Source organism: Pseudacidovorax sp. RU35E (assembly GCF_900156165.1).
GTDB lineage: Bacteria > Pseudomonadota > Gammaproteobacteria > Burkholderiales > Burkholderiaceae_C > Xenophilus.
Window position 1 is genome coordinate 487,662 of record NZ_FTMY01000001.1, and the last position, 21,103, is coordinate 508,764.

Annotated in this window: 17 protein-coding genes and 2 tRNA genes; 14 read left to right on the top strand and 5 right to left on the bottom strand. The window is 66.6% G+C overall.

What is annotated here, in order from left to right; all coding sequences use genetic code 11:
- Nucleotides 1–7 precede the first annotated feature (7 nt).
- Nucleotides 8–667 carry a response regulator gene (locus tag BXA03_RS02105; RefSeq protein ID WP_076503499.1) on the top strand — a complete coding sequence of 220 codons (660 nt, stop codon included), beginning with the start codon at nt 8–10 and terminating at the stop codon, nt 665–667.
- Nucleotides 664–1,992 (top strand): ATP-binding protein, encoded by a 1,329-nt coding sequence (locus tag BXA03_RS02110; RefSeq protein ID WP_076503500.1) that lies wholly within the window; start codon nt 664–666, stop codon nt 1,990–1,992. The genes BXA03_RS02105 and BXA03_RS02110 overlap by 4 nt, the downstream gene beginning before the upstream one ends.
- Nucleotides 1,993–2,043: 51 nt before the next feature.
- On the opposite strand, the gene BXA03_RS02115 is transcribed toward BXA03_RS02110, so the two are convergent.
- A complete protein-coding gene (locus BXA03_RS02115) occupies nt 2,044–2,604 on the bottom strand; it encodes a putative glycolipid-binding domain-containing protein (protein ID WP_076503501.1) in 561 nt (186 codons plus the stop codon).
- Nucleotides 2,605–2,859: 255 nt separating this feature from the next.
- Here BXA03_RS02115 and rimO point away from each other — a divergent pair, with 255 nt between their 5' ends.
- Nucleotides 2,860–4,251: a 30S ribosomal protein S12 methylthiotransferase RimO gene (gene rimO / locus BXA03_RS02120; RefSeq protein WP_076503502.1), complete on the top strand. Its 1,392-nt coding sequence runs from the start codon at nt 2,860–2,862 to the stop codon at nt 4,249–4,251.
- Nucleotides 4,252–4,346: 95 nt separating this feature from the next.
- On the opposite strand, the gene BXA03_RS02125 is transcribed toward rimO, so the two are convergent.
- Both BXA03_RS02125 and BXA03_RS02130 read right to left on the bottom strand, forming a co-directional pair.
- Nucleotides 4,347–4,431 (bottom strand) — tRNA-Leu (locus BXA03_RS02125).
- Between the two features lie 204 nt (nt 4,432–4,635).
- A tRNA-Leu gene (locus BXA03_RS02130) sits at nt 4,636–4,720 on the bottom strand.
- Between the two features lie 43 nt (nt 4,721–4,763).
- Here BXA03_RS02130 and rnr point away from each other — a divergent pair.
- Entirely contained in the window at nt 4,764–7,079 is a 2,316-nt protein-coding gene (gene rnr, locus BXA03_RS02135; protein ID WP_076503503.1) for a ribonuclease R, read from the top strand.
- A gap of 91 nt (nt 7,080–7,170) precedes the next feature.
- A complete protein-coding gene (locus BXA03_RS02140) occupies nt 7,171–7,950 on the top strand; it encodes an SDR family oxidoreductase (protein ID WP_076503504.1) in 780 nt (259 codons plus the stop codon).
- Nucleotides 7,951–7,960: 10 nt separating this feature from the next.
- Here BXA03_RS02140 and BXA03_RS02145 read toward each other — a convergent pair whose 3' ends face one another.
- Both BXA03_RS02145 and BXA03_RS02150 read right to left on the bottom strand, forming a co-directional pair.
- Complete coding sequence (locus BXA03_RS02145; protein WP_076503505.1) at nt 7,961–9,430, bottom strand: bifunctional ADP-dependent NAD(P)H-hydrate dehydratase/NAD(P)H-hydrate epimerase; 1,470 nt, start codon at nt 9,428–9,430, stop codon at nt 7,961–7,963.
- A 28-nt stretch (nt 9,431–9,458) separates the two neighbouring features.
- Nucleotides 9,459–10,715, bottom strand: coding sequence for a D-amino acid dehydrogenase (locus BXA03_RS02150; protein ID WP_076503506.1), 1,257 nt, complete (start codon nt 10,713–10,715; stop codon nt 9,459–9,461).
- Nucleotides 10,716–11,123: 408 nt separating this feature from the next.
- Between BXA03_RS02150 and rpsB the strand changes: the two genes are divergently transcribed.
- The 9 genes from rpsB to bamA all read left to right on the top strand — a co-directional run bounded on the left by rpsB (nt 11,124) and on the right by bamA (nt 21,090).
- Nucleotides 11,124–11,885, top strand: a complete 762-nt coding sequence (gene rpsB / locus BXA03_RS02155) for a 30S ribosomal protein S2 (RefSeq protein WP_076503507.1) — start codon at nt 11,124–11,126, stop codon at nt 11,883–11,885.
- Nucleotides 11,886–11,966: 81 nt separating this feature from the next.
- Nucleotides 11,967–12,890 (top strand): translation elongation factor Ts, encoded by a 924-nt coding sequence (gene tsf / locus BXA03_RS02160; RefSeq protein WP_076503508.1) that lies wholly within the window; start codon nt 11,967–11,969, stop codon nt 12,888–12,890.
- 108 nt (nt 12,891–12,998) lie between these two features.
- On the top strand, nt 12,999–13,721 hold the full coding sequence (pyrH, locus tag BXA03_RS02165) for a UMP kinase (protein WP_076503509.1): 723 nt from the start codon (nt 12,999–13,001) through the stop codon (nt 13,719–13,721).
- Between the two features lie 17 nt (nt 13,722–13,738).
- Entirely contained in the window at nt 13,739–14,299 is a 561-nt protein-coding gene (frr, locus tag BXA03_RS02170) for a ribosome recycling factor (RefSeq protein ID WP_076503510.1), read from the top strand.
- Nucleotides 14,300–14,369: 70 nt separating this feature from the next.
- Nucleotides 14,370–15,116, top strand: coding sequence for a polyprenyl diphosphate synthase (uppS, locus tag BXA03_RS02175; RefSeq protein ID WP_076503511.1), 747 nt, complete (start codon nt 14,370–14,372; stop codon nt 15,114–15,116).
- Nucleotides 15,117–15,128: 12 nt separating this feature from the next.
- Complete coding sequence (locus BXA03_RS02180; protein WP_076503512.1) at nt 15,129–15,977, top strand: phosphatidate cytidylyltransferase; 849 nt, start codon at nt 15,129–15,131, stop codon at nt 15,975–15,977.
- A gap of 19 nt (nt 15,978–15,996) precedes the next feature.
- Complete coding sequence (gene ispC, locus BXA03_RS02185) at nt 15,997–17,175, top strand: 1-deoxy-D-xylulose-5-phosphate reductoisomerase (protein WP_076503513.1); 1,179 nt, start codon at nt 15,997–15,999, stop codon at nt 17,173–17,175.
- A 12-nt stretch (nt 17,176–17,187) separates the two neighbouring features.
- Nucleotides 17,188–18,567: an RIP metalloprotease RseP gene (gene rseP, locus BXA03_RS02190; RefSeq protein ID WP_076503514.1), complete on the top strand. Its 1,380-nt coding sequence runs from the start codon at nt 17,188–17,190 to the stop codon at nt 18,565–18,567.
- Nucleotides 18,568–18,609: 42 nt separating this feature from the next.
- Complete coding sequence (gene bamA, locus BXA03_RS02195; RefSeq protein WP_076503515.1) at nt 18,610–21,090, top strand: outer membrane protein assembly factor BamA; 2,481 nt, start codon at nt 18,610–18,612, stop codon at nt 21,088–21,090.
- The last annotated feature ends 13 nt before the right edge of the window (nt 21,091–21,103 follow it).

Below are 21,103 nucleotides of genomic sequence, written 5' to 3' on the forward strand. Positions count from 1 at the left end.
GCACGCCATGCGACTGCTCCTGCTGGAAGACGACGTCATGATCGGCGAGGCCGTGCTCGACCTGCTGCGGGCCGAGCACTACGCCGTCGACTGGGTCAAGGACGGCGAGGCCGCCGAGTCCGCCCTGCGCACGCAGGACTACGACCTGGTGCTGCTGGACCTGGGGGTGCCGCGCCGCGACGGGCTGGAGGTGCTGCGTGGCCTGCGGGCGCGCAAGCAGCGCATGCCGGTGCTCATCACCACGGCACGTGATGCCGTGCAGCAGCGCGTCGAAGGACTGGATGCCGGGGCCGACGACTACGTGCTCAAGCCCTACGACCTGGACGAGCTTCTGGCCCGCATCCGCGCTCTGCTGCGCCGCGCCGCGGGGCGCGCCGAGCCGGTCTACGAGCACAAGGGCGTGAGCCTGAACCCTGCCACGCACGAGGCCACGGTCGACGGCAAGCCGATGGTCCTGTCCGCCCGCGAATGGGCGGTGCTGGAGGCGCTGATCGCGCGGCCCGGTCTCATCCTCTCGCGGCCCCAGCTTGAGGAGAAGCTCTACAGCTGGAAGGACGAGATCAGCAGCAACGCGGTCGAGGTCTACATCCACGGCCTGCGCAAGAAGCTGGGCGCCGACCTGATCCGCAACGTGCGCGGCGTGGGCTACATGGTCCCGAAGGAATGATCCGACCGCGGCTGATGCGCTCGCTGCGGGCCCGTCTGCTGGCCTTTCTGCTGGCGGCCATCGTGCTGGCCGGTGGCATCCAGGCTGCCGTCACCTACCGCACCGTGCTGCGCGAGGCCGACGCCATCTTCGACTACCACATGCAGCAGATGGCCCTGTCGCTGCGCTCGGGGCTGCCACCCAGCGCGGCCGTCAGTGGTCTCGGTCCCTCGGAGCAGAACTTCGACTTCGTCGTGCAGGTCTGGACGCAGGACGGGCAGCGCATCTTCGAATCCGCCGACGAGGCACTGCTGCCGCAACTGGCAGTGCTGGGTTTCGCCGAGGTGAACGCGCGCGGCACCACCTACCGCGTGCTGTCGATGCAGACGCGCGGCTTGGTCATCCAGGTGGCGCAGGACATGGCGGCGCGGCGGCAGATGGCTGGCAGCCTGGCGCTGCGCACGGTCGCCCCGGTGGCCCTGATGGCGCCGCTGTTGATGCTGGTCGTTTGGTGGGTGGTGAGCGGGTCGCTGGCGCCGGTCTCGCGCGTGCGCCGCCAGGTGGCCTCCCGGCAACCCGACGATCTGTCGCCGGTGGGGGAGGAGGGCCTGCCCGAGGAGGTGCGGCCGCTGGTCGCCGAACTCAACCTGCTCTTCGAGCGGGTGCGGCGCGCTTTCGACGCGCAGAAGCATTTCGTGGCCGATGCGGCACACGAGCTGCGCTCGCCGCTGGCTGCGCTCAAGCTGCAGGTGCAACTGCTGCGCCGCGCCAGCGACCCGGCGGCCCATGAACAGGCCGTGCAGCGGCTGGCGGCAGGCATCGACCGTGCGGCCCGGCTCGTCGAGCAGCTGCTCACGCTGGCACGCAATGAGGCCCAGGCCGCAGCAGGGGCCGAGGCTGCGCAGGTCGACCTGACGGCCCTGGCCCGCGAGGCGATCGCGGATGCGGTGCCCGGTGCCGAATCCCGACGGATCGACCTCGGTCTGGCGCGCGCGGACGCGGTCTGCCTGGCAGGCCACGTGGATGCGCTGCGCATCCTGTTGCGCAACCTGGTGGACAACGCCGTCAAGTACACGCCCGAAGGCGGGCGCGTCGACGTCACCGTGCAGCAGGAAGAGGGCGGTGGTGCCCTGCTGGTGGTCGAGGACTCGGGGCCCGGCCTCGCGGAATCGGACCGCGAACGGGTCTGGGACCGCTTCTACCGGGCGCCCGACGCCGGCGCGTCAGGCAGCGGGCTGGGCCTGGCCATCGTGCGGTCGGTGGCGCAGTTGCATAGGGCGGAGCTGGCGCTGGATCGCTCGGCGACGCTGGGTGGTCTGCGGGTGCGGGTGCAGTTTCCGGTCTGAGCTGCGGCCCGCGTAGCCTGCGGCGCGAACAGCCACCGCTCATCTCCCGCGTCACGGCTCGGCCTGCCACAGGCCGGGATAGTCGTGGACCAGGCCCTCGGGGCCAACCCGAAGCTCCGCCTCGAAGCCCAGTGTCGGCGCCCAGTAGTGATAGCGCGATGCATCGAGCCGGCAGTAGCGCTGCGGCAATGCCTGCAGCCTGAGCGTCGATGGGTCGAGCCACGCCGCCGGTACCTCCGCCTGCTCTCCGGGCGCCAGCCGCAGCCGGCGCAGGGGCAGCAGGTTGGTCGCCGGCGTGAAGCCGAGGTCGATGTCGATGCAATGGGCGACCGATGGCACAGGGGTGCCGTTGAAATGCCAGCCCTGTCGCGCATCGTGGTAGATCGACAGCTGGACGTCTTCGTTGCTCAGCCAGCCTTCGACGCGGGCGGACTGCGTATGCCAGCGCGCGTCGCACACCACTTCATAGGACAGCCGTGCGCTGCCGCCGCCCCCGTCACGGAACACGGCGCAACCCTCGATCCGGCCTCGTTCACCGTCATGGCGCACGCGGCAGGCATCGTGCCCAGGGAGGTCGAGCCGGCGCCAGATCAGGGTGGCAAGAGTGCGCATGCCATGAATGATGAGGGAGGAATGAGGAGGGCTTTATGTGTCTAACCTGCAATGGCCCGGGCGAATCGGGGGCGGCAACGCGTGGCATATGCCCGGCCTCTACAATCTGCGCCCGCTTATTGGCCTTGGCGTCAGTGCCTTCCTTTGGCACTGGCCTTGTCCCGGACTGATCCGTCGACGATGCAGGCCCGTTCATGGGCAAGCAAGTGCGCGGCACCTCGCGCAGCGCCATCGACGCACTCACGATTACCCACCATGACGAATCCCACCAGCACGACCGACGATCGCGTTCGCGCACCCAGCATCGGCATGGTCTCCCTCGGGTGCCCGAAGGCCCTGACCGACTCCGAGCTGATCCTCACCCAGCTCAGCGCCGAGGGCTACCAGACCTCCAAGACCTTCCAGGGCGCGGACCTGGTGATCGTCAACACCTGCGGCTTCATCGACGACGCGGTCAAGGAAAGCCTGGACACCATCGGCGAGGCGCTGGCCGAGAACGGCCGCGTGATCGTCACCGGCTGCCTGGGCGCCAAGACCGGCGGCAGCGGCGGCAACATGGTGCGCGAACTGCATCCCTCGGTGCTAGCCGTCACCGGCCCGCACGCCACGCAGGAGGTGATGGATGCCGTCCATGCCAACCTGCCCAAGCCGCACGATCCGTTCATCGATCTGGTGCCGCCGGCGGGCATCAAGCTCACCCCGCGCCATTACGCCTATCTGAAGATCAGCGAGGGCTGCAACCACCGGTGCACCTTTTGCATCATCCCCTCGATGCGCGGCGACCTCGTCTCACGGCCCATCGGGGACGTGCTGAAGGAGGCCAAGGCGCTGTTCGAGGGCGGCGTGAAGGAACTGCTGGTGATCAGCCAGGACACCTCGGCTTACGGTGTGGACATCAAGTACCGCACGGGCTTCTGGGACGGCAAGCCGGTGCGCACGCGCATGCTGGACCTCGTGGCGGCGCTGGGCGACATCGCCGAGCCGTACGGCGCCTGGGTGCGGCTGCACTACGTGTACCCGTATCCCAGTGTGGATGAGGTCGTCCCGCTGATGGCCCAGGGCCGCGTGCTGCCTTACCTGGACGTGCCGCTGCAGCACAGCCATCCGGACGTGCTGCGCCGCATGAAGCGTCCGGCCAGCGGCGAGAAGAACCTGGAGCGCATCGCGCGCTGGCGCGAGATGTGTCCGGAACTGGTGGTCCGCAGCACCTTCATCGCTGGCTTCCCTGGCGAGACGGAGGAGGAGTTCGAGCACCTGCTGGACTTCGTACGGGCTGCGGGCATTGACCGCGCGGGTTGCTTCGCCTACAGCCCCGTGGACGGCGCCACGGCCAACGAACTGCCCGGCATGCTGCCCGAGGCCGAGCGCGAGGCGCGTCGCGCGCGCTTCATGGAGGTGGCCGAGGCCGTGTCGGCCCAACGCCTGCAGCGCCGCGTCGGCGCGACCATGCAGGTGCTGGTCGATTCGGCCCCCGGCCTGGGCCGCAAGGGCGGGGTGGGCCGCAGCTATGCCGATGCGCCCGAGATCGACGGCGTGGTGCGGCTGTTGCCACCGGAGAAGATCAGCAAGACGATGAAGGTGGGCGAGTTCACCAAGGCGCGCATCGTGGCGGCCGAAGGGCACGATCTGGTGGCGCTACCCATCTGAGGCCGTAGCGGGGCGGGGGAGGCGCAGCCTCCTTGTCCTGCGCCCGCCGCGCCAAAACAAAAAGGCCACCCGAAGGTGGCCTTTTTGCTGTGTCTTGGTGCCCAGGAGAGGACTCGAACCTCCACGATGTTACTCGCTAGTACCTGAAACTAGTGCGTCTACCAATTCCGCCACCTGGGCTCAATATTCATCGCTTTCGCGAAGAACATATCCGTTTCAGGAAAGCCTGCGATCATATCAGCGATCAGATGGATTGTGCAACTGACTGCCAAAAAATCTTTGCTGATCCATTCCAACTGGTGTCCTGCGGGGAGGCTGGACGTCTGCGGAGCAGCAATGGCTTTCACAAATAAGAAAGCCGCCGTGTTGCCGGCGGCTTTGTGTTGGTGCCCAGGAGAGGACTCGAACCTCCACGATGTTACTCGCTAGTACCTGAAACTAGTGCGTCTACCAATTCCGCCACCTGGGCCAATTTCTGTCGTACCCTAGAGGGGTTAACGTCAAAAATTTGTATGCGTTTCAGGAAAGAAGGAGATCATATCAAAAATCCCGCAGTTGCCAACCCCTTGTTGGAAGAGTTCGAAGGAACGGTGCAGGGCCACCGTGACGGTCATGGTTTCGTGCAACGCGACGACGGGGAAGCCGATGTGTACCTGCCGCCCAACGAGATGCGGGCGGTACTCCACAAGGACCGGGTCAAGGCGCGCGTCGTGCGCACCGACCGGCGGGGTCGTCCGGAAGGGCGGGTGGTCGAGATCGTGGAGCGTCCGGCGCAGCCCATCATCGGACGGCTGCTGAACGAAGGAGGTGTCTGGCTCGTGGCGCCGGAGGACAAGCGCTACGGCCAGGACGTGCTGATCCCGAAGGGCGCCACCGGCACCGCCAAGACGGGACAGGTGGTGGTGGTTCAACTCACCGAACCTCCGGCCCTTTTCGGTCAACCCGTGGGACGGGTATCTGAAGTGCTGGGGGAGATCGACGATCCCGGCATGGAGATCGAGATCGCGGTGCGCAAGTACGGCGTGCCGCATGTGTTCTCCGAGGCTTGTCTGGCCGAGGCCAAGGCGCTGCCCGACAAGGTGCGGCCCACCGACCGCCGGCATCGCATCGACCTGCGTGATATTCCCCTGTGCACCATCGATGGCGAAGACGCGCGCGACTTCGACGACGCCGTCTACTGCGAGCCCATGAAGATGGGCCGCGGCAAAACCGCGAAGACCGGCTGGCGCCTGCTGGTCGCCATTGCCGACGTCAGTGCCTATGTGAAGACCGGCTCGCCCATCGACATCGACGCCTACGACCGCGCCACCAGCGTGTACTTCCCGCGGCGGGTGATCCCGATGCTCCCGGAGAAACTGTCGAACGGCCTGTGCTCGCTCAACCCCGACGTCGACCGCCTGTGCATGGTGTGCGACATGGTGATCACCGCCGAAGGCGAGATCGAGGCCTACCAGTTCTACCCGGCCGTGATGCACAGCCACGCCCGCTTCACCTACACCGAGGTGGCGGCGATCCTGGCCAACACGCGTGGTCCCGAGGCGGCGCGACGCAAGGAACGCGTGCAGGACCTGCTGAACCTGGCGGATGTGTATCGCGCCCTGCTGGCGCAACGCAGCAAGCGCGGCGCCGTGGACTTCGAAACCACCGAGACGCAGATCGTCTGCGACGAGTCCGGCCGCATCGAGAAGATCGTGCCGCGCACGCGCAACGAGGCGCATCGGCTGATCGAGGAGGCGATGCTGGCCGCCAACGTCTGCAGTGCCGACTTCATCGCGCAGAGCAAACACCCGGGCCTCTTCCGCGTGCACGAAGGCCCGACGCCCGAGAAGAAGGAGATCTTGCGCAACTACCTGCGGGCCATGGGCGTGGGCATGTCGATCACCGACGAGCCGCATCCTTCCGAGTTCCAGGCGATCGCCGAGGCGACCAAGGGACGCCCCGATTCGCAGCAGATCCACACCATGCTGCTGCGCTCGATGCAGCAGGCGATCTACACGCCGATCAACAGCGGCCACTTCGGACTGGCCTACGACGCTTACACGCACTTCACCAGCCCGATCCGGCGTTATCCGGACCTGCTGGTGCACCGCGTGATCAAGGCGATCCTTGAGGGCGCGCGCTACCAGTTGCCGGTGCTGCCCACCCCGGGTGAGGCCCATGCCAAGCTGGCCAAGCGCCTTGCCTCCCGCGTGAAGGCACCCACGCAGGCGCCAGCCAAACTGCCGGCAGCGCAGACCAAGGAGACGCAGGCCTGGCAGGCTGCAGGCCTGCACTGCAGCGCCAACGAGCGCCGCGCCGACGAGGCCAGCCGCGACGTGGAGGCGTGGCTCAAGTGCAAGTACATGCGCGAGCACCTGGGCGAAGAGTTCGGCGGCGTGGTCACGGCGGCGACCACCTTCGGCATCTTCGTCACGTTGGACGCGATGTACGTCGAGGGCCTGGTGCACATCACCGAGCTGGGCGGTGAGTACTTCAAGTTCGACGAGGCGCGGCAGGAACTGCGCGGCGAGCGCACCGGCATCCGCTATTCCATCGGCACGCGTGTGCGGGTGCAGGTCAGCCGAGTCGACCTGGATGGCCGCAAGATCGACTTTCGGCTGGTGCGCGAGGGTGAGGACCTCACCGCCCGCGCCATGCGCGACAAAGGCGTCTCCGCGCAGGGTGTGCCCGTCAAGGCGTCGGAAAAGCGGCAATCGCGTCAGCGGGCCGCATCGAATTCGGCGCGGCACGAGGGCAATCTGCCGGCGTCGCCGATCCAGGCGCTGAAATCGGCGGTCAAGAAAGCCGCCGGCAAGATCAAGAAGAAGCGTCGTCCGCCGCGTCCCTGAGACCTTTCCCTTCACCCCGAGACCACGCCCCGGAGGCCGTCGGCTTTATGCATCGCGTCAGGTGGTGCAGCCGTCGGCCGGGCCCACTTCCATGACCGACAAGAGTTTCAACACCGCGGCCCGCGCGCCGCGCATCGCGATCGTCACCGGCGCGGGTTCCGGCATCGGCCGTGCCGCCGCCCTGGCGCTGCTGGCTGACGGCTGGTGCGTCGTGCTGGCGGGTCGCCGCCCCGAGCCGCTGGAGGCCGTGGCCGACGAGTCTGGCGCCGCCGACCGCGTCTTCGTCGTGCCGACCGACGTGGCGCAGCCCGAATCGGTGGATGCGCTGTTCGGCGCCACCTTGCAGCGCTATGGCCGTGTCGACCTGCTCTTCAACAACGCCGGTGTGAGCAATCCCCCTGGTCCCTTCGAGGACTGGACGCCCGAGCAATGGAAGGGCGTCGTGGACATCAACCTCAACGGCATGTTCTATTGCCTGCAGCGTGCGTTCCGCGCCATGCGGGACCAGTCGCCGAGGGGCGGGCGGATCATCAACAACGGATCGATCTCGGCCCACACACCGCGGCCCAACTCGATGGCCTACACGGCCACCAAGCATGCAGTGGCGGGTCTGACCAAGACGGCGGCGCTCGATGGCCGCAAGTACGACATCGCGGCGGGCCAGGTCGATGTGGGCAACGCGCTCACGGAGATGGCCGCCAAGTTCCAGCGTGGCGTGCCGCAGGCCAATGGCGAGATCGCGGTCGAGCCCACGATGGACGTCAACGTGGTGGGGCAGTCCGTGCTCTACATGGCCAACCTGCCGCTGGAGGCCAACGTGCTGTTCCACACGGTGATGGCCACCAAGATGCCGTTCGTGGGCAGAGGCTGAGCCCTGCAGTTCAGGCTGGTCGCGCCAGGGCGATGCCGGCTTGGCGTGCCAGGAGGCTGGCGCTGAAGGGCCGGTCCGCGGGCCAGCCGTCTGCGGCGGCCCCATGCCACCAGACGGCCTCGCACGCGGCCCTGTGCGGCTCGAGGCCGGAGGCCAGCGCCGAACCGACCATCCCGGCCAGCACGTCGCCGGTACCGCCCGTGGCCAGGCGGGCATTGCCAGTCGGATTGATGCTTGGGGTGTCGTCAACGCTTGCAATCACCGACCCTGAACCCTTGAGGACGACGGTGCAGCACAGGTCGCGCGCCAGTTGCGTCGCCGCTGCAAGCCGATCCGCCTGTACGGCCCCCGTGTCGGTGCCCAGCAGACGAGCGGCTTCGAGCGGGTGCGGTGTGAGCACAGTGACCTGCTGCGCCTGTGCGCGAGCCTTGAGGAGGCTGCGCCAGGCATCCTCCCGCGCGATGGCATTGAGGCCGTCTGCGTCAAGCACCAGCGATCGCGCGCGGGCCAGCACCTCGGGCAGCATGCCTTCCACCGCGGTGCCGCCCCCACAACCGCAGACCACGGCCATGCGCTCGAGCGCCAGTGACTGCGGCGCACGCCGCATGAGCGCGTGGTCGGCGGCAGGCGAGGGTGCGTCGTTGTCGAGGAGGCCCACGAACACACGGCCTGCGCCGGCGTGCAACGCTGCAGTCGCTGCGAGCCAGCCCGCCCCTGTCATCCCGGGAGCGCCGCCGATGACCGCGACGTCACCGAAGCTGCCCTTGTGACTGTCGTGCGCACGAAGGGCGGGAGTGGGGCGGCCGGGCAGTCGCGCGTCGGGTGGGGTGCCGGTCCTGTCGGCGCCTAGATCGTCGAACCATACGGTCCCGGCCAGATCGCGGCCATGGGCGGTGAAAAGACCCGGTTTGACGGTGAGCAGGCTGAGGCAGTGGCGCTGGGTTCGGCCCGCATTCCCCAGGTCGATGGCGGATCGCCCGGTGTCCGCGTTCAGGCCGCTGGGCAGGTCGATCGCCAGGACGGGTGCGCCGCTCGCGTGCATGCAGCGCAGGTGGTCGAGCATTCGGCCCTCGGGTGCGCGCGAGGCGCCTAGGCCGAGCAGGGCGTCGACGGCCAGGTCGAAATGGCGGGGCGCTTCGGCGGCGATGGAAATGCCGGCGGCCTGCAGGCGCCCCAAGGCGTCGCGCGCGTCGGCGGGCAGCCTGGCGGCGTCGCCTTCGAAAGTGACGACGATGGGCCGCCCGCCACGGGCAAGTTCAAGGGCCGCTTCGAAACCATCCCCGCCGTTGTTCCCCGGTCCACAGGCGATCCAGATACAGTGTGAATGCGGTGCCAGTGCCATGGCCAGGCGCGCCGTGGCCACACCTGCCCTTCGCATGAGCGTGTGGGCGGGCAGGCTCGCCGCCGCCGCATGTTCGATGTGGCGCGAGGCGTCGATGCCGTGCAGCAGGTGGGGCAGGGTGAGGTCCAGGCGGTGCATGGGGCGAGCATGCCTGAACGCTGGCGGCTTAGCGACGCAGAAGGCGCTCGATGCCGAGCCCGTCGATGTCCACCTCGGGCTCGCGGTGGGCGATCAGGTCCGCAAGCACGCGTGCGCTGCCGCAGGACAGCGCCCAGCCGCTGGAGCCATGGCCCAGATTCAGCCACACGCCCGGCACGCCGCTCGGGCCGATGAGCGGCGGCCCGTCCGGCAGCATGGGACGCGCGCCCTTCCATTGCTGCATGCCCATGCTCAGGTTGACACTGCCGGGGAACCAGTCCTGCAGTACCTTGTACAGCGTGGGCAAGGCGTCGGGATGGATGCGACCGGGATGGCCGCCCAGTTCCGCACCGCCAGCCACGCGCACCCGCTGACCATGGCGCGAGATCGCCACCTTGAAACGTTCGTCCATCACCGCGCTGCGCGGCGCATTCAACGGCTCGCGGATCGACGCGCTGATCGAATGCCCATAGACCGGCGCAAGAGGGATGTGCAACCCGAGTGGCGCCAGCAACGGGACGGCACCCAGGCCGGCGCAGACGACGACCGCGTCGAAAGCCGCGGACTCCGAGCCGGCAGCGAGGCTCAGGGCGCGCGGCTGCGCGGCGGACAGCGGCGCGATGTCGCAGCCGAAATAGAACTGCGCGCCCAACGCTTCGGCCTCGCGCTTGAGCAGCAGGGCGAACTGACGGCAGTTCCCCACTTCGTCCTGGGGAAGATGGATGGCGCCGGCCAATGCCGTGCCTTCGGCAAGTCCCGGCTCGATCGCGCGCGCGGTGTCGGCATCGACCAATTCGAAGGGCGCGCCAACCTCACGCAGCAGATCCAGGCCGGGCCGCACCAGCTTCTGCTCGCGGGCGCCCCGCAGCAGGACGAGACAGCCATCGCTGCGCTCGTAGGCCAGCTCGCGGTCCTCGACGATGCCGCGCAGCCGGTGCTGGCTGTAGAAGGCGAGCCGCTGCATGCGGCCGCGGTTGGCAAGGTAGGTTTCAAGGCGGCACGCCTTCTGCCAGGCCCGGATGAAAGCCATGTCGCTGCGGTGCAGCGGCCAGCGCAGTTTGACGGCGCCATGCGCCGACAACAGCGAGCGCAGCACCTTCGTCCGCATGCCCGGCGCAGCCCAGGGCGTCACATAGCCGGGGGCGATGACGCCGCCATTCGCGAAGCTCGACTCCTCCGCGGCGGCCTGGCGGCGTTCGAAGACGGCGACTTCGTGGCCGTCGCAGGCGAGTTCCCAGGCAGTGGTGACGCCGATGATGCCGGCGCCCACGATGGCGATTTTCATTGGAGGCAGAGGAAGGCAGAGACGCGCCCGCGCAGGGAAGGCGATGCGCCGAGCATAGTTCAGGCAACGTTTGTCAACGGTGATTGGCGGACGGCGGAGCGGCGCGATTCGGCCAAGGTGTGGCTGTTCCGGGGAGGGCGCCGTTCCTCGGGTGACTCTCCCGGCCCAGAGGTCGCCCCGCGGGGCGACGCACGTTCAGGATGAGTAGCGGCCGTGATACACTCCCGCGGTTTCGTCGGTCCTGGTTGCAATTTCTGCAGACCGGACGGGGTCCCGGCAGCGTCCTGCTGCGGTACCCACCGGCGGAATTCATCCGCGAACCAGCCCATTCAAGGTGTTCGCCACCAGGCCTTGCTGCCCGGGGCGATATGCGGGCTGGATTCAAGACCCAACCTTTGGAGAACTGCAATGTCCACCACCATGCGTGAGATGCTGGAAGCCGGCGTCCACTTCGGCCACCAGACCCGTTTCTGGAACCCCAAGATGGCTCCGTTCATCTTCGGCCACCGCAACAAGATCCACATCATCAACCTGGAAAAGTCGCTGCCGATGTTCCAGGACGCGCAGAAGTACGCCAAGCAGCTGGCTGCCAACCGCGGCACCATCCTGTTTGTCGGCACCAAGCGCCAAGCCCGTGAAATCGTCTCCGACGAAGCTCGCCGTGCCGGCATGCCTTTCGTCGAGACCCGTTGGCTCGGCGGCATGCTGACCAACTTCAAGACGGTCAAGACCTCCATCAAGCGCCTCAAGGACATGAAGGCCCAGCAGGAAACTGGCCTCGAGGGCATGTCGAAGAAGGAGCAGCTGACCTTCACCCGCGAGATCGAGAAGCTCGAGAAGGACATCGGCGGCATCCAGGACATGAACGCCCTGCCGGACGCCATCTTCGTGATCGACGTGGGCTTCCACAAGATCGCCGTGTCCGAAGCCCGCAAGCTGGGCATTCCGCTGATCGGCGTGGTCGACTCGAACCACTCGCCTGAGGGCATCGACTACGTGATCCCCGGCAACGACGATTCCTCCAAAGCGGTCGCCCTCTACGCCCGTGGTATCGCCGACGCTGTCATCGAAGGCCGTAACAACGCCGTCAATGACGTGGTCAAGGCCATCGCCGAAGGCGAAGGCGACGAATACGTCGAAGTCGAAGACAACGCTTCCGCCTCGGCCTGATTTCCAAGGCGGTCCGGAGAAGGGGCTTCGTGGCCCCTTTTTCGTTCCTCTGGCTACTAAAACGATCTACGGAGTTAAGACATGGCAGCAATTACCGCAAGCATGGTCGCCGAGCTGCGCGCCAAGACCGATGCCCCCATGATGGAGTGCAAGAAGGCCCTGACCGAGGCTGAAGGCAACATGGAAAAGGCCGAAGAGCTGCTGCGCGTCAAGCTGGGCAGCAAGGCCGGCAAGGCCGCCGCCCGCATCACCGCAGAAGGCGTGGTCGCCGCCAGCATCGAAGGTACCGTCGGTGCCCTGATCGAAGTCAACAGCGAAACCGACTTCGTGAGCAAGAACGACAGCTTCATCGCCATGGCCCAGGCCGCGGCGCAGCTGGTCGCCAAGCACAACCCGGCCGACGTGGCCGCGCTGGGCGCCCTGGAATATAGCCAGGACGGCTTCGGCCCCACGCTGGAAGACGTGCGCAAGGGCCTGATCGGCAAGATCGGCGAAAACATGTCGATCCGCCGCTTCAAGCGCTTCGACACTGGCGCCAAGCTGGCCTCCTACCTGCACGGCACCCGCATCGGCGTGGTCGTCGAGTACGAAGGCGACGACACGGCCGCCAAGGACGTGGCGATGCACGTGGCTGCCATGAAGCCCGTGGCCCTGTCGTCCAACGACGTGCCCGCCGAGCTGATCGAGAAGGAACGCGCCGTGGCCGCCGGCAAGGCCGAGGAGGACCGCAAGGCCGCGGAAGCCGCCGGCAAGAAGCCCCAGCCCGAAGACATCGTGGCCAAGCGCATCGAAGGCGGCGTGCAGAAGTACCTCAAGGAGGTCTCGCTGTTCAATCAGGCCTTCGTGAAGAACGACAAGCAGACCGTCGAGCAGATGCTCAAGGAAAAGGCCACGACCGTGAAGGGCTTCACCCTGTACGTCGTGGGCGAAGGCATCGAGAAGAAGGTCGACGACTTCGCGGCCGAGGTTGCTGCGCAGGTGGCGGCCGCCAAGGCCGGCGCCTGAACCTCCGCGCAAGCGGTGGCGTGCCCTGTAACGGGGCGTGCCACCGCTTTTTTCTTGCGCCCCACCACGTACACTTCCTCCCGCCTTAACTTTCTGTAGCCATTGCCTATGCACGACGCCGCCCCTGCCCATAAGCGCATTCTTCTCAAGCTGTCGGGTGAGGCGCTCATGGGCGACGACGCCTTCGGCATCAACCGCGCGACCATCGTGCGCATGGTCGAGGAAGTGGCGGAAGTGGTGCGTCTGGGCGTCGAGGTAGCGGTCGTCATCGGCGGGGGCAATATCTTCCGCGGCGTCGCGGGCGGTGCCGTGGGCATGGACCGTGCGACGGCCGACTACATGGGCATGCTGGCCACGGTGATGAACTCGCTGGCCCTGGCCGACGCCATGAACAAGCAGGGCCTGACCGCCCGGGTGATGTCGGCGATCGCCATCGATCAGGTGGTGGAGCCCTACGTGCGGCCCAAGGCGCTGCAGTATCTCGAAGAGGGCAAGGTGGTGGTGTTCGCTGCCGGCACGGGCAACCCTTTCTTCACCACCGACACGGCTGCTGCCTTGCGCGGGGCCGAGGTTGGGGCTGCCTTGGTGCTCAAGGCCACGAAGGTCGACGGCGTCTACAGCGCCGACCCCAAGAAAGACCCGTCGGCGACGCGCTATTCCTCGCTTTCCTTCGACGAGGCGATCTCCCAGAACCTCGGCATCATGGACGCGACTGCCTTCGCGCTGTGCCGGGACCAGAAACTGCCCATCAAGGTGTTCTCCATCTTCAAGCCCGGCGCGCTCAAGCGCGTGGTGCTGGGTGAAGACGAGGGCACGCTGGTGCACGTCTGAGAACAAGAGAAGACATCATGACCATTGCCGACATTCGTAGCGCGACCGAAGCCAAGATGAAGCAGACGTTGACGGCGCTGCAGGGCCATCTGGCCAAGATCCGCACCGGCCGCGCCAACCCCGCGCTGCTGGACAGCATCCATGTGGACTACTACGGCTCGCCGGTGCCGCTGTCGCAGGTGGCCAACGTGTCGCTGCTCGACGCGCGCACGATCAGCGTCCAACCCTGGGAGAAGGGCATGGGTGCCAAGATCGAGAAGGCCATCCGCGAAAGCGACCTGGGCCTGAACCCGGCCAGCATGGGCGAACTGATCCGCGTGCCGATGCCGCCGATGAGCGAAGAGCGTCGCAAGGAGATGACCAAGCTGGCGCGCAACGAGGGTGAAAGCGCCAAGGTCGCCACCCGCAACCTGCGCCGCGATGCCAACGAGGCAGTCAAGAAGCTGGTCAAGGACAAGGCGGCGTCTGAAGACGACCAGAAGCGTGCCGAGGCCGAGATCCAGAGGATGACCGACCGCTACATCGCGGAGATCGACAAGCTGGTCACGGCCAAGGAAGCCGACATCCTGGCCGTCTGAGCCCAGTTCTGTCGCGTCCCCCATTGCCAGTGTCTATTCCGGAACGCCGGAGCCAGGAGCCGACCCGTCCATGACTGCCCAACGTGTGCCGCGCCATGTCGCCATCGTGATGGACGGCAATGGCCGCTGGGCGACGCGGCGGTTTCTTCCTCGTGTGGCGGGCCATCGACAAGGTGTCGAATCCCTTCGTCGCTGCGTGCGAGCCTGCGCGGACCGTGGCATCGAGGTGCTGACTGTCTTTGCCTTCTCGTCGGAGAACTGGAACCGTCCCAAGGACGAGGTGTCCGGACTGATGGATCTGCTGCTGCTGGTGCTCCAGCGCGAGGTGCCTCGGCTGGCGGCGGACGGCGTGCAATTGCATTTCGTGGGCGACCGCACCGCGCTGTCTGCCCGGTTGGTCTCCGGGCTCTCCAAAGCCGAGGCCGACACGGCCAAGAATTCCCGGCTCGTCCTCAACATCTGCTTCAACTACGGCGGGCGTTGGGATGTGGCCCAGGCGGCGGCGCAGTTGGCAGCGCGTGGCGAGGCCATCACCGAGGAAAGCCTCAACCGGGCCATGGCTCTTTCCCACAGCCCGGACCCCGACTTGGTGATCCGGACTGGCGGTGAGCAGCGGTTGTCCAACTTCCTTCTGTGGCAGAGCGCCTATTCCGAGCTCTATTTCACGGACTGCCTCTGGCCTGAATTCGACGAGGCGGCGCTCGACCATGCCATCGAGGCCTTCCAGGGCCGCGAGCGTCGCTTCGGAAAGACTTCCGAACAACTGGTGCCCGGACTCGGTCCGCAGCACAAGCCGCTGCAAAGCCAGGTCGCCTGAGCGGCCGTCGTCATGCTGAAGCAGCGCATCATCACCGCTCTGGTCCTGCTGGCCGTCCTGCTGCCAGCCTTGTTCTATCCCTCGCCCGAACCCTTCGCCCTGGTCATGCTGGTGCTTGTGGCAGCGGCAGGCTGGGAATGGGGCCGTCTCAACGGATATCGGCAGGGCATCTCGTTGCTGTTTGGTGCCGAGATGGTGCTGCTGTGCGCCCTGTCATGGTGGTTGGGCCTGCTGTCGCGGCCCCTGCCGCTGCTGTGGTCCGTCGCCGGCGCGGCCTGGGTGCTGGGCGGCGCGGCACTGCTCAAGCTCGCGGTTCCCGGTTGGCCCCAGATTCCAAAGGCCGTGCGTGTGGTGGGCGGTCTGCTTGCGCTGTGGGCGGCATGGCTGGCGGCGGTGCAGGCACGCATGGTGGGCATCAACTTCCTGCTGTCGATCCTTGTGCTGGTCTGGGTGGCCGATGTGTTTGCCTATTTCGCGGGCCGGGCCTTCGGCCTGCGGTTCACCCGTCGCAAGCTCGCGCCGACCATCAGCCCGGGCAAGAGCTGGGAGGGCGTGTGGGGCGGTGTCGTCGGCGTCATCGTCCTGGCAGTGTGCTGGGTCTGGGCCGATCGGGCGTTTGCCGCAGGGGTGCCCAGCCTGTACACGCACCTCGCCACGCGCGGCTGGTGGCTGCTGCTGCTGGGCGTGGTGTTCCTTGCTGCGATGAGCGTGGTGGGCGACCTGGTCGAATCGCTGATCAAGCGCAGTGCTGGCGCCAAGGACAGCAGTAGTCTTCTGCCTGGGCACGGCGGTGTGCTCGACCGGATCGATGCCCTGCTGCCCACGCTTCCGCTGGCGATGATGCTGTCGTCCCTGGCCTGAACTTCTTCGAGGGATTCCGGTGAGACAACGCGTGACCATCCTTGGGGCAACGGGCTCCGTGGGCACCAGCACGCTGGACGTGATCGCCCGGCATCCTGGGCGCTATGAAGTCTTCGCATTGACGGCGGCCCGGCGCGTCAAAGAACTGGCGTCGCAGTGCCTGCGCTTCAAACCAAGGTTCGCGGTGATGGGTGACGAGCAGTGCGCGCGGGAACTGGCGTCGCAGCTTGAGGCCGCCCAGTCGACCACCCGTGTGCTGAGCGGTCCCCGGGCGCTCGAAGAGGTTGCCGCCCACCCTGAAGTCGATGCGGTGATGGCGGCCATCGTGGGCGCGGCAGGCCTACCGTCCTGCCTTGCCGCGGCCGCGGCGGGCAAGCGTTTGCTGCTCGCCAACAAGGAAGCGTTGGTGGTGGGCGGCTCGCTCTTCATGGAAACGGTGCGCCGTGGCGGTGCGACCCTGCTGCCCATCGACAGCGAGCACTCGGCCATCTTCCAATGTCTGCCTGAAGACCCGTCCAGTTGGCCGGAGCGGGTCGAGCGACTGATCCTCACGGCCTCCGGAGGACCGTTCCGCGGGCGCGATCCGGCCACGCTGTCTGACGTGACGCCAGAGCAGGCATGCGCTCATCCCAACTGGGTGATGGGCCGCAAGATCTCGGTGGATTCCGCCACCATGATGAACAAGGCGCTCGAAGTGATCGAGGCCCGACACCTGTTCGGCCTGCCGCCTTCACGCATCGAGGTGACGCTCCATCCGCAGAGCGTCATCCATTCCATGGTCGAGTTCATCGACGGCTCGGTTCTTGCGCAATTGGGCACGCCCGACATGCGGGTGCCGATCGCGTGCGGTCTGGCCTGGCCCGCGCGCGTGGCGAGCGGTTCGCAGCGGCTCGACTTTCGGCAGATGGCGTCGCTTACCTTCGAAAACGCCGACGAACGGCGTTTCCCTGGATTGAAGCTGGCCTGGCAGGTGCTCGAAGCCGCCCCCGGCACGCCGGCTGTGCTCAACGCTGCCAACGAGGTGGCGGTGGAAGCCTTCCTGAACGGCCGTCTGCGCTTTGACCGCATCCATGCAGTCAACGTCGAAACTTTGGACCGCGTTCGTCCCTCCAAAGCCGACGCCCTGGCCGACCTGCTCGACCTGGACCTTCAAGCGCGCCGCGCCGCCGAACTGGTCGTCGGCAGGCTGGCCGCCTGAACAACCTTATCCATCATGCTCACCGTCGTTGCCTTCGTCGTCGCGCTGGGGCTGTTGATCGCCGTCCACGAATACGGCCACTACCGTGTGGCCGTGGCCTGCCGGGTGCGTGTGATCCGTTTCTCGATCGGCTTTGGACCGACCTTGCTTCGATGGAAGCCGCGGCGGCAGCACCCGGGGCAGGACACCGAGTTCGTGATCGGCGCATTGCCGCTCGGCGGTTACGTGCGCATGCTGGACGAGCGCGAAGCGCCCGTCGCGGCCGAGGAGCGCCATCGCGCCTTCAACACCCAGCCGCTGAAGGCGCGCGCGGCCATCGTGGCCGCGGGCCCGGCGGCCAACCTGTTGCTGGCCGTTGTGCTGTACGCCGTCGTCGGCTGGATCGGCGTGCAGGAGCCGGCGCCGGTGATCGGGAAGCCGGCCGCGATGTCCTTTGCTGCCCAGGCCGGCCTCCAGGGCGGCGAGCGCGTGCTGCGTGCGGGCGACGAGGATCCCGACTCGCTCAGTCCGGTGGCCTCGTTCGAGGACTTGCGGTGGCAGGCGACGCGTGCAGCGCTCGATGGCCGCGACCTCCGTGTCGAAATCGAAAGCGCACCCGGCCGCGGAACGCGCGTGCTGGTGTTGCCGCTCAGCCGGATGGGCGCGCGGGATGCTGATCCGCAGATGTTTGCCAAGATCGGCCTTGCGGCGCCGTTCACCCGGCCGGTGATCGGCGAGGTCATGGCCGATGGCGCCGGGAGCAGGGCGGGCCTGAAGGCGGGCGATCAGGTCTTGTCGGTCGGCACGACGGCTGTTGTTGACGGCCAGCATCTGCGAGAGCTCATCCGCCAGTCCGTGGACGGGCGAGAAGGCCGCGCGCAACCCTGGCATATCGAGCGCGACGGGCACATGCTCACGCTCGATGTGCGCCCGGAGGTGCGCGAGGAGGCAGGCACTTTCGTTGGCCGTATCGGCGCCTACGTGGGTGCGGCTCCTGAAATGGTGAAGGTGCGGCAGGGCCCGGTGGATGGACTCGTCAAAGGCGTCCAGCGGACCTGGGAGGTGTCGGCCCTGACGCTCAAGATGATGGGCAAGATGTTGATCGGCGAGGCCTCGATCAAGAACATCAGCGGGCCGCTCACCATTGCCGACTATGCGGGCAAGTCAGCCAGCCTCGGTCTGACCCAGTACCTTGTCTTCCTCGCGCTGATCAGCGTGAGTCTTGGGGTGCTGAACCTGCTGCCGCTGCCCGTCCTCGATGGGGGACACCTGATGTATTATCTTTGGGAGGGCCTGACCGGCAGGGGCGTGTCCGACGCCTGGATGGAACGTCTTCAGCGCGGGGGTGTCGCGTTGCTGCTGGTGATGATGTCGATTGCACTCTTCAACGACGTGAATCGTCTCTTTGGTTAACCTTCAGCCGGCCCCTGGCGGCGCCGGCCTTCTTCTTCACACATGAACCAACAGATCAGTCGCTTTCGCCTGCGCAGCGTGGCAGCGGTGCTCACCAGTGCGTTGGCCGCGACGGCCGCCTGGGCAATCGAGCCCTTCACCGTCCGGGATATCCGTATCGAGGGTCTGCAGCGTGTCGAGCCCGGCACCGTGTTCGCCTCCATCCCGCTGCGGGTCGGCGAGACCTACACCGACGATCGCGGCTCCGCGGCCATCCGAGCGCTGTTTGATCTGGGCCTGTTCAAGGATGTGCGCATCGACGTGAACGGCAATGTGGTCGTCGTGATCGTCGAAGAGCGGCCGACCATCGCCGACGTCGACTTTGTCGGCGCCAAGGAGTTCGACAAGGATGCGTTGAAAAAGGCGCTGCGCGAGGTTGGCCTGACCGATGGCCGTCCCTTCGACAAGGCGCTGGCCGACCGGGCCGAGCAGGAACTCAAGCGGCAGTACATCTCTCGCAGTCTCTACAACGCCGAGGTGGTGACCACGGTCACGCCCATCGAGCGCAACAGGGTCAACGTGACCTTCACCGTGACCGAGGGCGCGGCAGCACGCATCCGCGACATCCGGATCGTGGGTGCGTCTGCCTTCAGCGAATCCACGCTGCTCGGCCTGTTCGACCAGGACACGGGCGGGTGGCTGTCGTGGTACACCAAGTCGAACCAGTACTCGCGCACCAAGCTCAACGCGGACCTCGAGACGCTCAAGCAGTACTACCTGACGCGCGGCTACATGGAGTTCCGCATCGACTCCACGCAGGTGGCGATCTCGCCCAACCGGCAAGACCTGTCGATCACCGTCAACATCCACGAGGGTCCCAAGTACGTGGTCTCTGGCGTGCGGCTGGATGGCAACTTCCTGGGCCGTGAAGACGAGTTCAAGTCGCTGATCACCATCAAGCCTGGCGAGCCCTACAACGGCGACCAGGTGACCGAGACCACCAAGGCCTTCAACGACTATTTCGCCAGCTTCGGCTACGCCTTCGCGCGCGTGCAGGCCAAGCCTGAGATGGATCGCCAGAACAGTCGGGTGGCGATGGTGCTGCAGGCCGACCCCTCGCGTCGGGTCTATGTGCGTCGGATCAACGTTTCCGGCAACAACAAGACGCGCGACGAAGTCATCCGTCGGGAATTCCGCCAGTTCGAGGCTTCCTGGTACGACGGCGATCGCATCAAGCTGTCGCGTGAGCGCGTGGATCGGCTGGGCTACTTCACCGAGGTCAACGTCGACACGCAGGAAGTGCCCGGTTCGCCAGACCAGGTCGATCTGACCTACAACGTGGTCGAGAAGCCCACCGGCTCGCTGCAGTTGGGGGCCGGCTTCTCCAGTTCCGACAAGATCTCGCTGAACTTCGGCATCACGCAGGAAAACGTCTTCGGCTCGGGCAACTACCTGGGCCTGAACGTCAACACGAGCAAGTACAACCGCACGATCTCGCTCACGACGACCGACCCGTACTTCACGCAAGACGGCATTTCGCGCACGATCAGTCTCTTCCACCAGACGACGCGGCCGTACTACAGCACTGATGGCGACTATTCGCTGGTCGCCGAAGGCGGCGCAATTCGTTTCGGCGTGCCTTTCAGCGAAGTGGACACCGTGTTCTTCGGCGCCGGTCTGGAGCGGTACCGGTTCAAGCCGGGCGATGTCCCAGACTACTCGCTGCTGGCACTCGTCAACCCGGCGCTCGCCAATTACTACCGTGAGCTGTACGGCAAGTCGATTCCGCAGGCGTACCTGGACTACTTCCGCTGCGGCTTTAAATACGGCGCCAATGGGTACGCGACGTCGCTGGATTGCAATCGCGACTCCGTCTGGGGTGTGCCACTGACAGTGGGCTGGGCGCGCGACGATCGCGACAGCGCGCTCGTGCCGACCAAGGGCCGCGTGCAGCGTGCGAACCTCGAGTTTGGCGTGGGCGGCGACTTCAGCTACGGAAAGACCAGCTATCAGTTCCAGCAGTACGTGCCGCTGTCCAAGCAGTACACCCTGGCCTTCAATGCCGAGCTTGGGTACGCCAAGGCATTCGGTGGCAAGGACTACCCGATCTTCAAGAACTTCTACGCCGGCGGTCTGGGCTCGATCCGCGGCTTCGAGCAGAACTCGCTGGGTCCTCGCGACACCGTCACCAGTGCTGCCCTGGGCGGCACGAAGAAGGCGGTGTTCAACATCGAACTGAGCACGCCTTTCCCGGGGGCCGGCAATGACCGGACGCTGCGCCTGTACACCTTCCTGGATGCAGGTAATGTCTTCGCCGACCGGCGCGTTGGCCAGACCGACGCGCAGTGGAGCGCCCAGCAGCGCCTGCGCGCCTCCTTCGGTCTGGGCGTGAGCTGGATTTCGCCGCTTGGCCCGCTGCGCATTGCCTACGCGATCCCCATCCGCCAGCAGAAGGAAGTGCCGGATCCCAACAATCCTTTCGTCCCTCTGGTGCCAGGTGACCGCACGCAGCGTGTCCAGTTCCAGATCGGGACGGCGTTCTGAGTCAGTCAATGAA

Bases quoted from the DNA above. Each gene is read 5' to 3' on its own strand.
- BXA03_RS02145 (WP_076503505.1), bottom strand. From the start codon at position 9,430: ATGCACCGCCTGGACCTCACCCTGCCCCACCTGCTGCACGGCATCGAC.
- bamA (WP_076503515.1), top strand. From the start codon at position 18,610: ATGAACCAACAGATCAGTCGCTTTCGCCTGCGCAGCGTGGCAGCGGTG.
- uppS (WP_076503511.1), top strand. From the start codon at position 14,370: ATGACTGCCCAACGTGTGCCGCGCCATGTCGCCATCGTGATGGACGGC.
- BXA03_RS02180 (WP_076503512.1), top strand. From the start codon at position 15,129: ATGCTGAAGCAGCGCATCATCACCGCTCTGGTCCTGCTGGCCGTCCTG.
- pyrH (WP_076503509.1), top strand. From the start codon at position 12,999: ATGCACGACGCCGCCCCTGCCCATAAGCGCATTCTTCTCAAGCTGTCG.
- tsf (WP_076503508.1), top strand. From the start codon at position 11,967: ATGGCAGCAATTACCGCAAGCATGGTCGCCGAGCTGCGCGCCAAGACC.
- rimO (WP_076503502.1), top strand. From the start codon at position 2,860: ATGACGAATCCCACCAGCACGACCGACGATCGCGTTCGCGCACCCAGC.
- rnr (WP_076503503.1), top strand. From the start codon at position 4,764: ATGCGTTTCAGGAAAGAAGGAGATCATATCAAAAATCCCGCAGTTGCC.
- rpsB (WP_076503507.1), top strand. From the start codon at position 11,124: ATGTCCACCACCATGCGTGAGATGCTGGAAGCCGGCGTCCACTTCGGC.
- BXA03_RS02140 (WP_076503504.1), top strand. From the start codon at position 7,171: ATGACCGACAAGAGTTTCAACACCGCGGCCCGCGCGCCGCGCATCGCG.
- frr (WP_076503510.1), top strand. From the start codon at position 13,739: ATGACCATTGCCGACATTCGTAGCGCGACCGAAGCCAAGATGAAGCAG.
- BXA03_RS02105 (WP_076503499.1), top strand. From the start codon at position 8: ATGCGACTGCTCCTGCTGGAAGACGACGTCATGATCGGCGAGGCCGTG.
- BXA03_RS02110 (WP_076503500.1), top strand. From the start codon at position 664: ATGATCCGACCGCGGCTGATGCGCTCGCTGCGGGCCCGTCTGCTGGCC.
- BXA03_RS02150 (WP_076503506.1), bottom strand. From the start codon at position 10,715: ATGAAAATCGCCATCGTGGGCGCCGGCATCATCGGCGTCACCACTGCC.
- BXA03_RS02115 (WP_076503501.1), bottom strand. From the start codon at position 2,604: ATGCGCACTCTTGCCACCCTGATCTGGCGCCGGCTCGACCTCCCTGGG.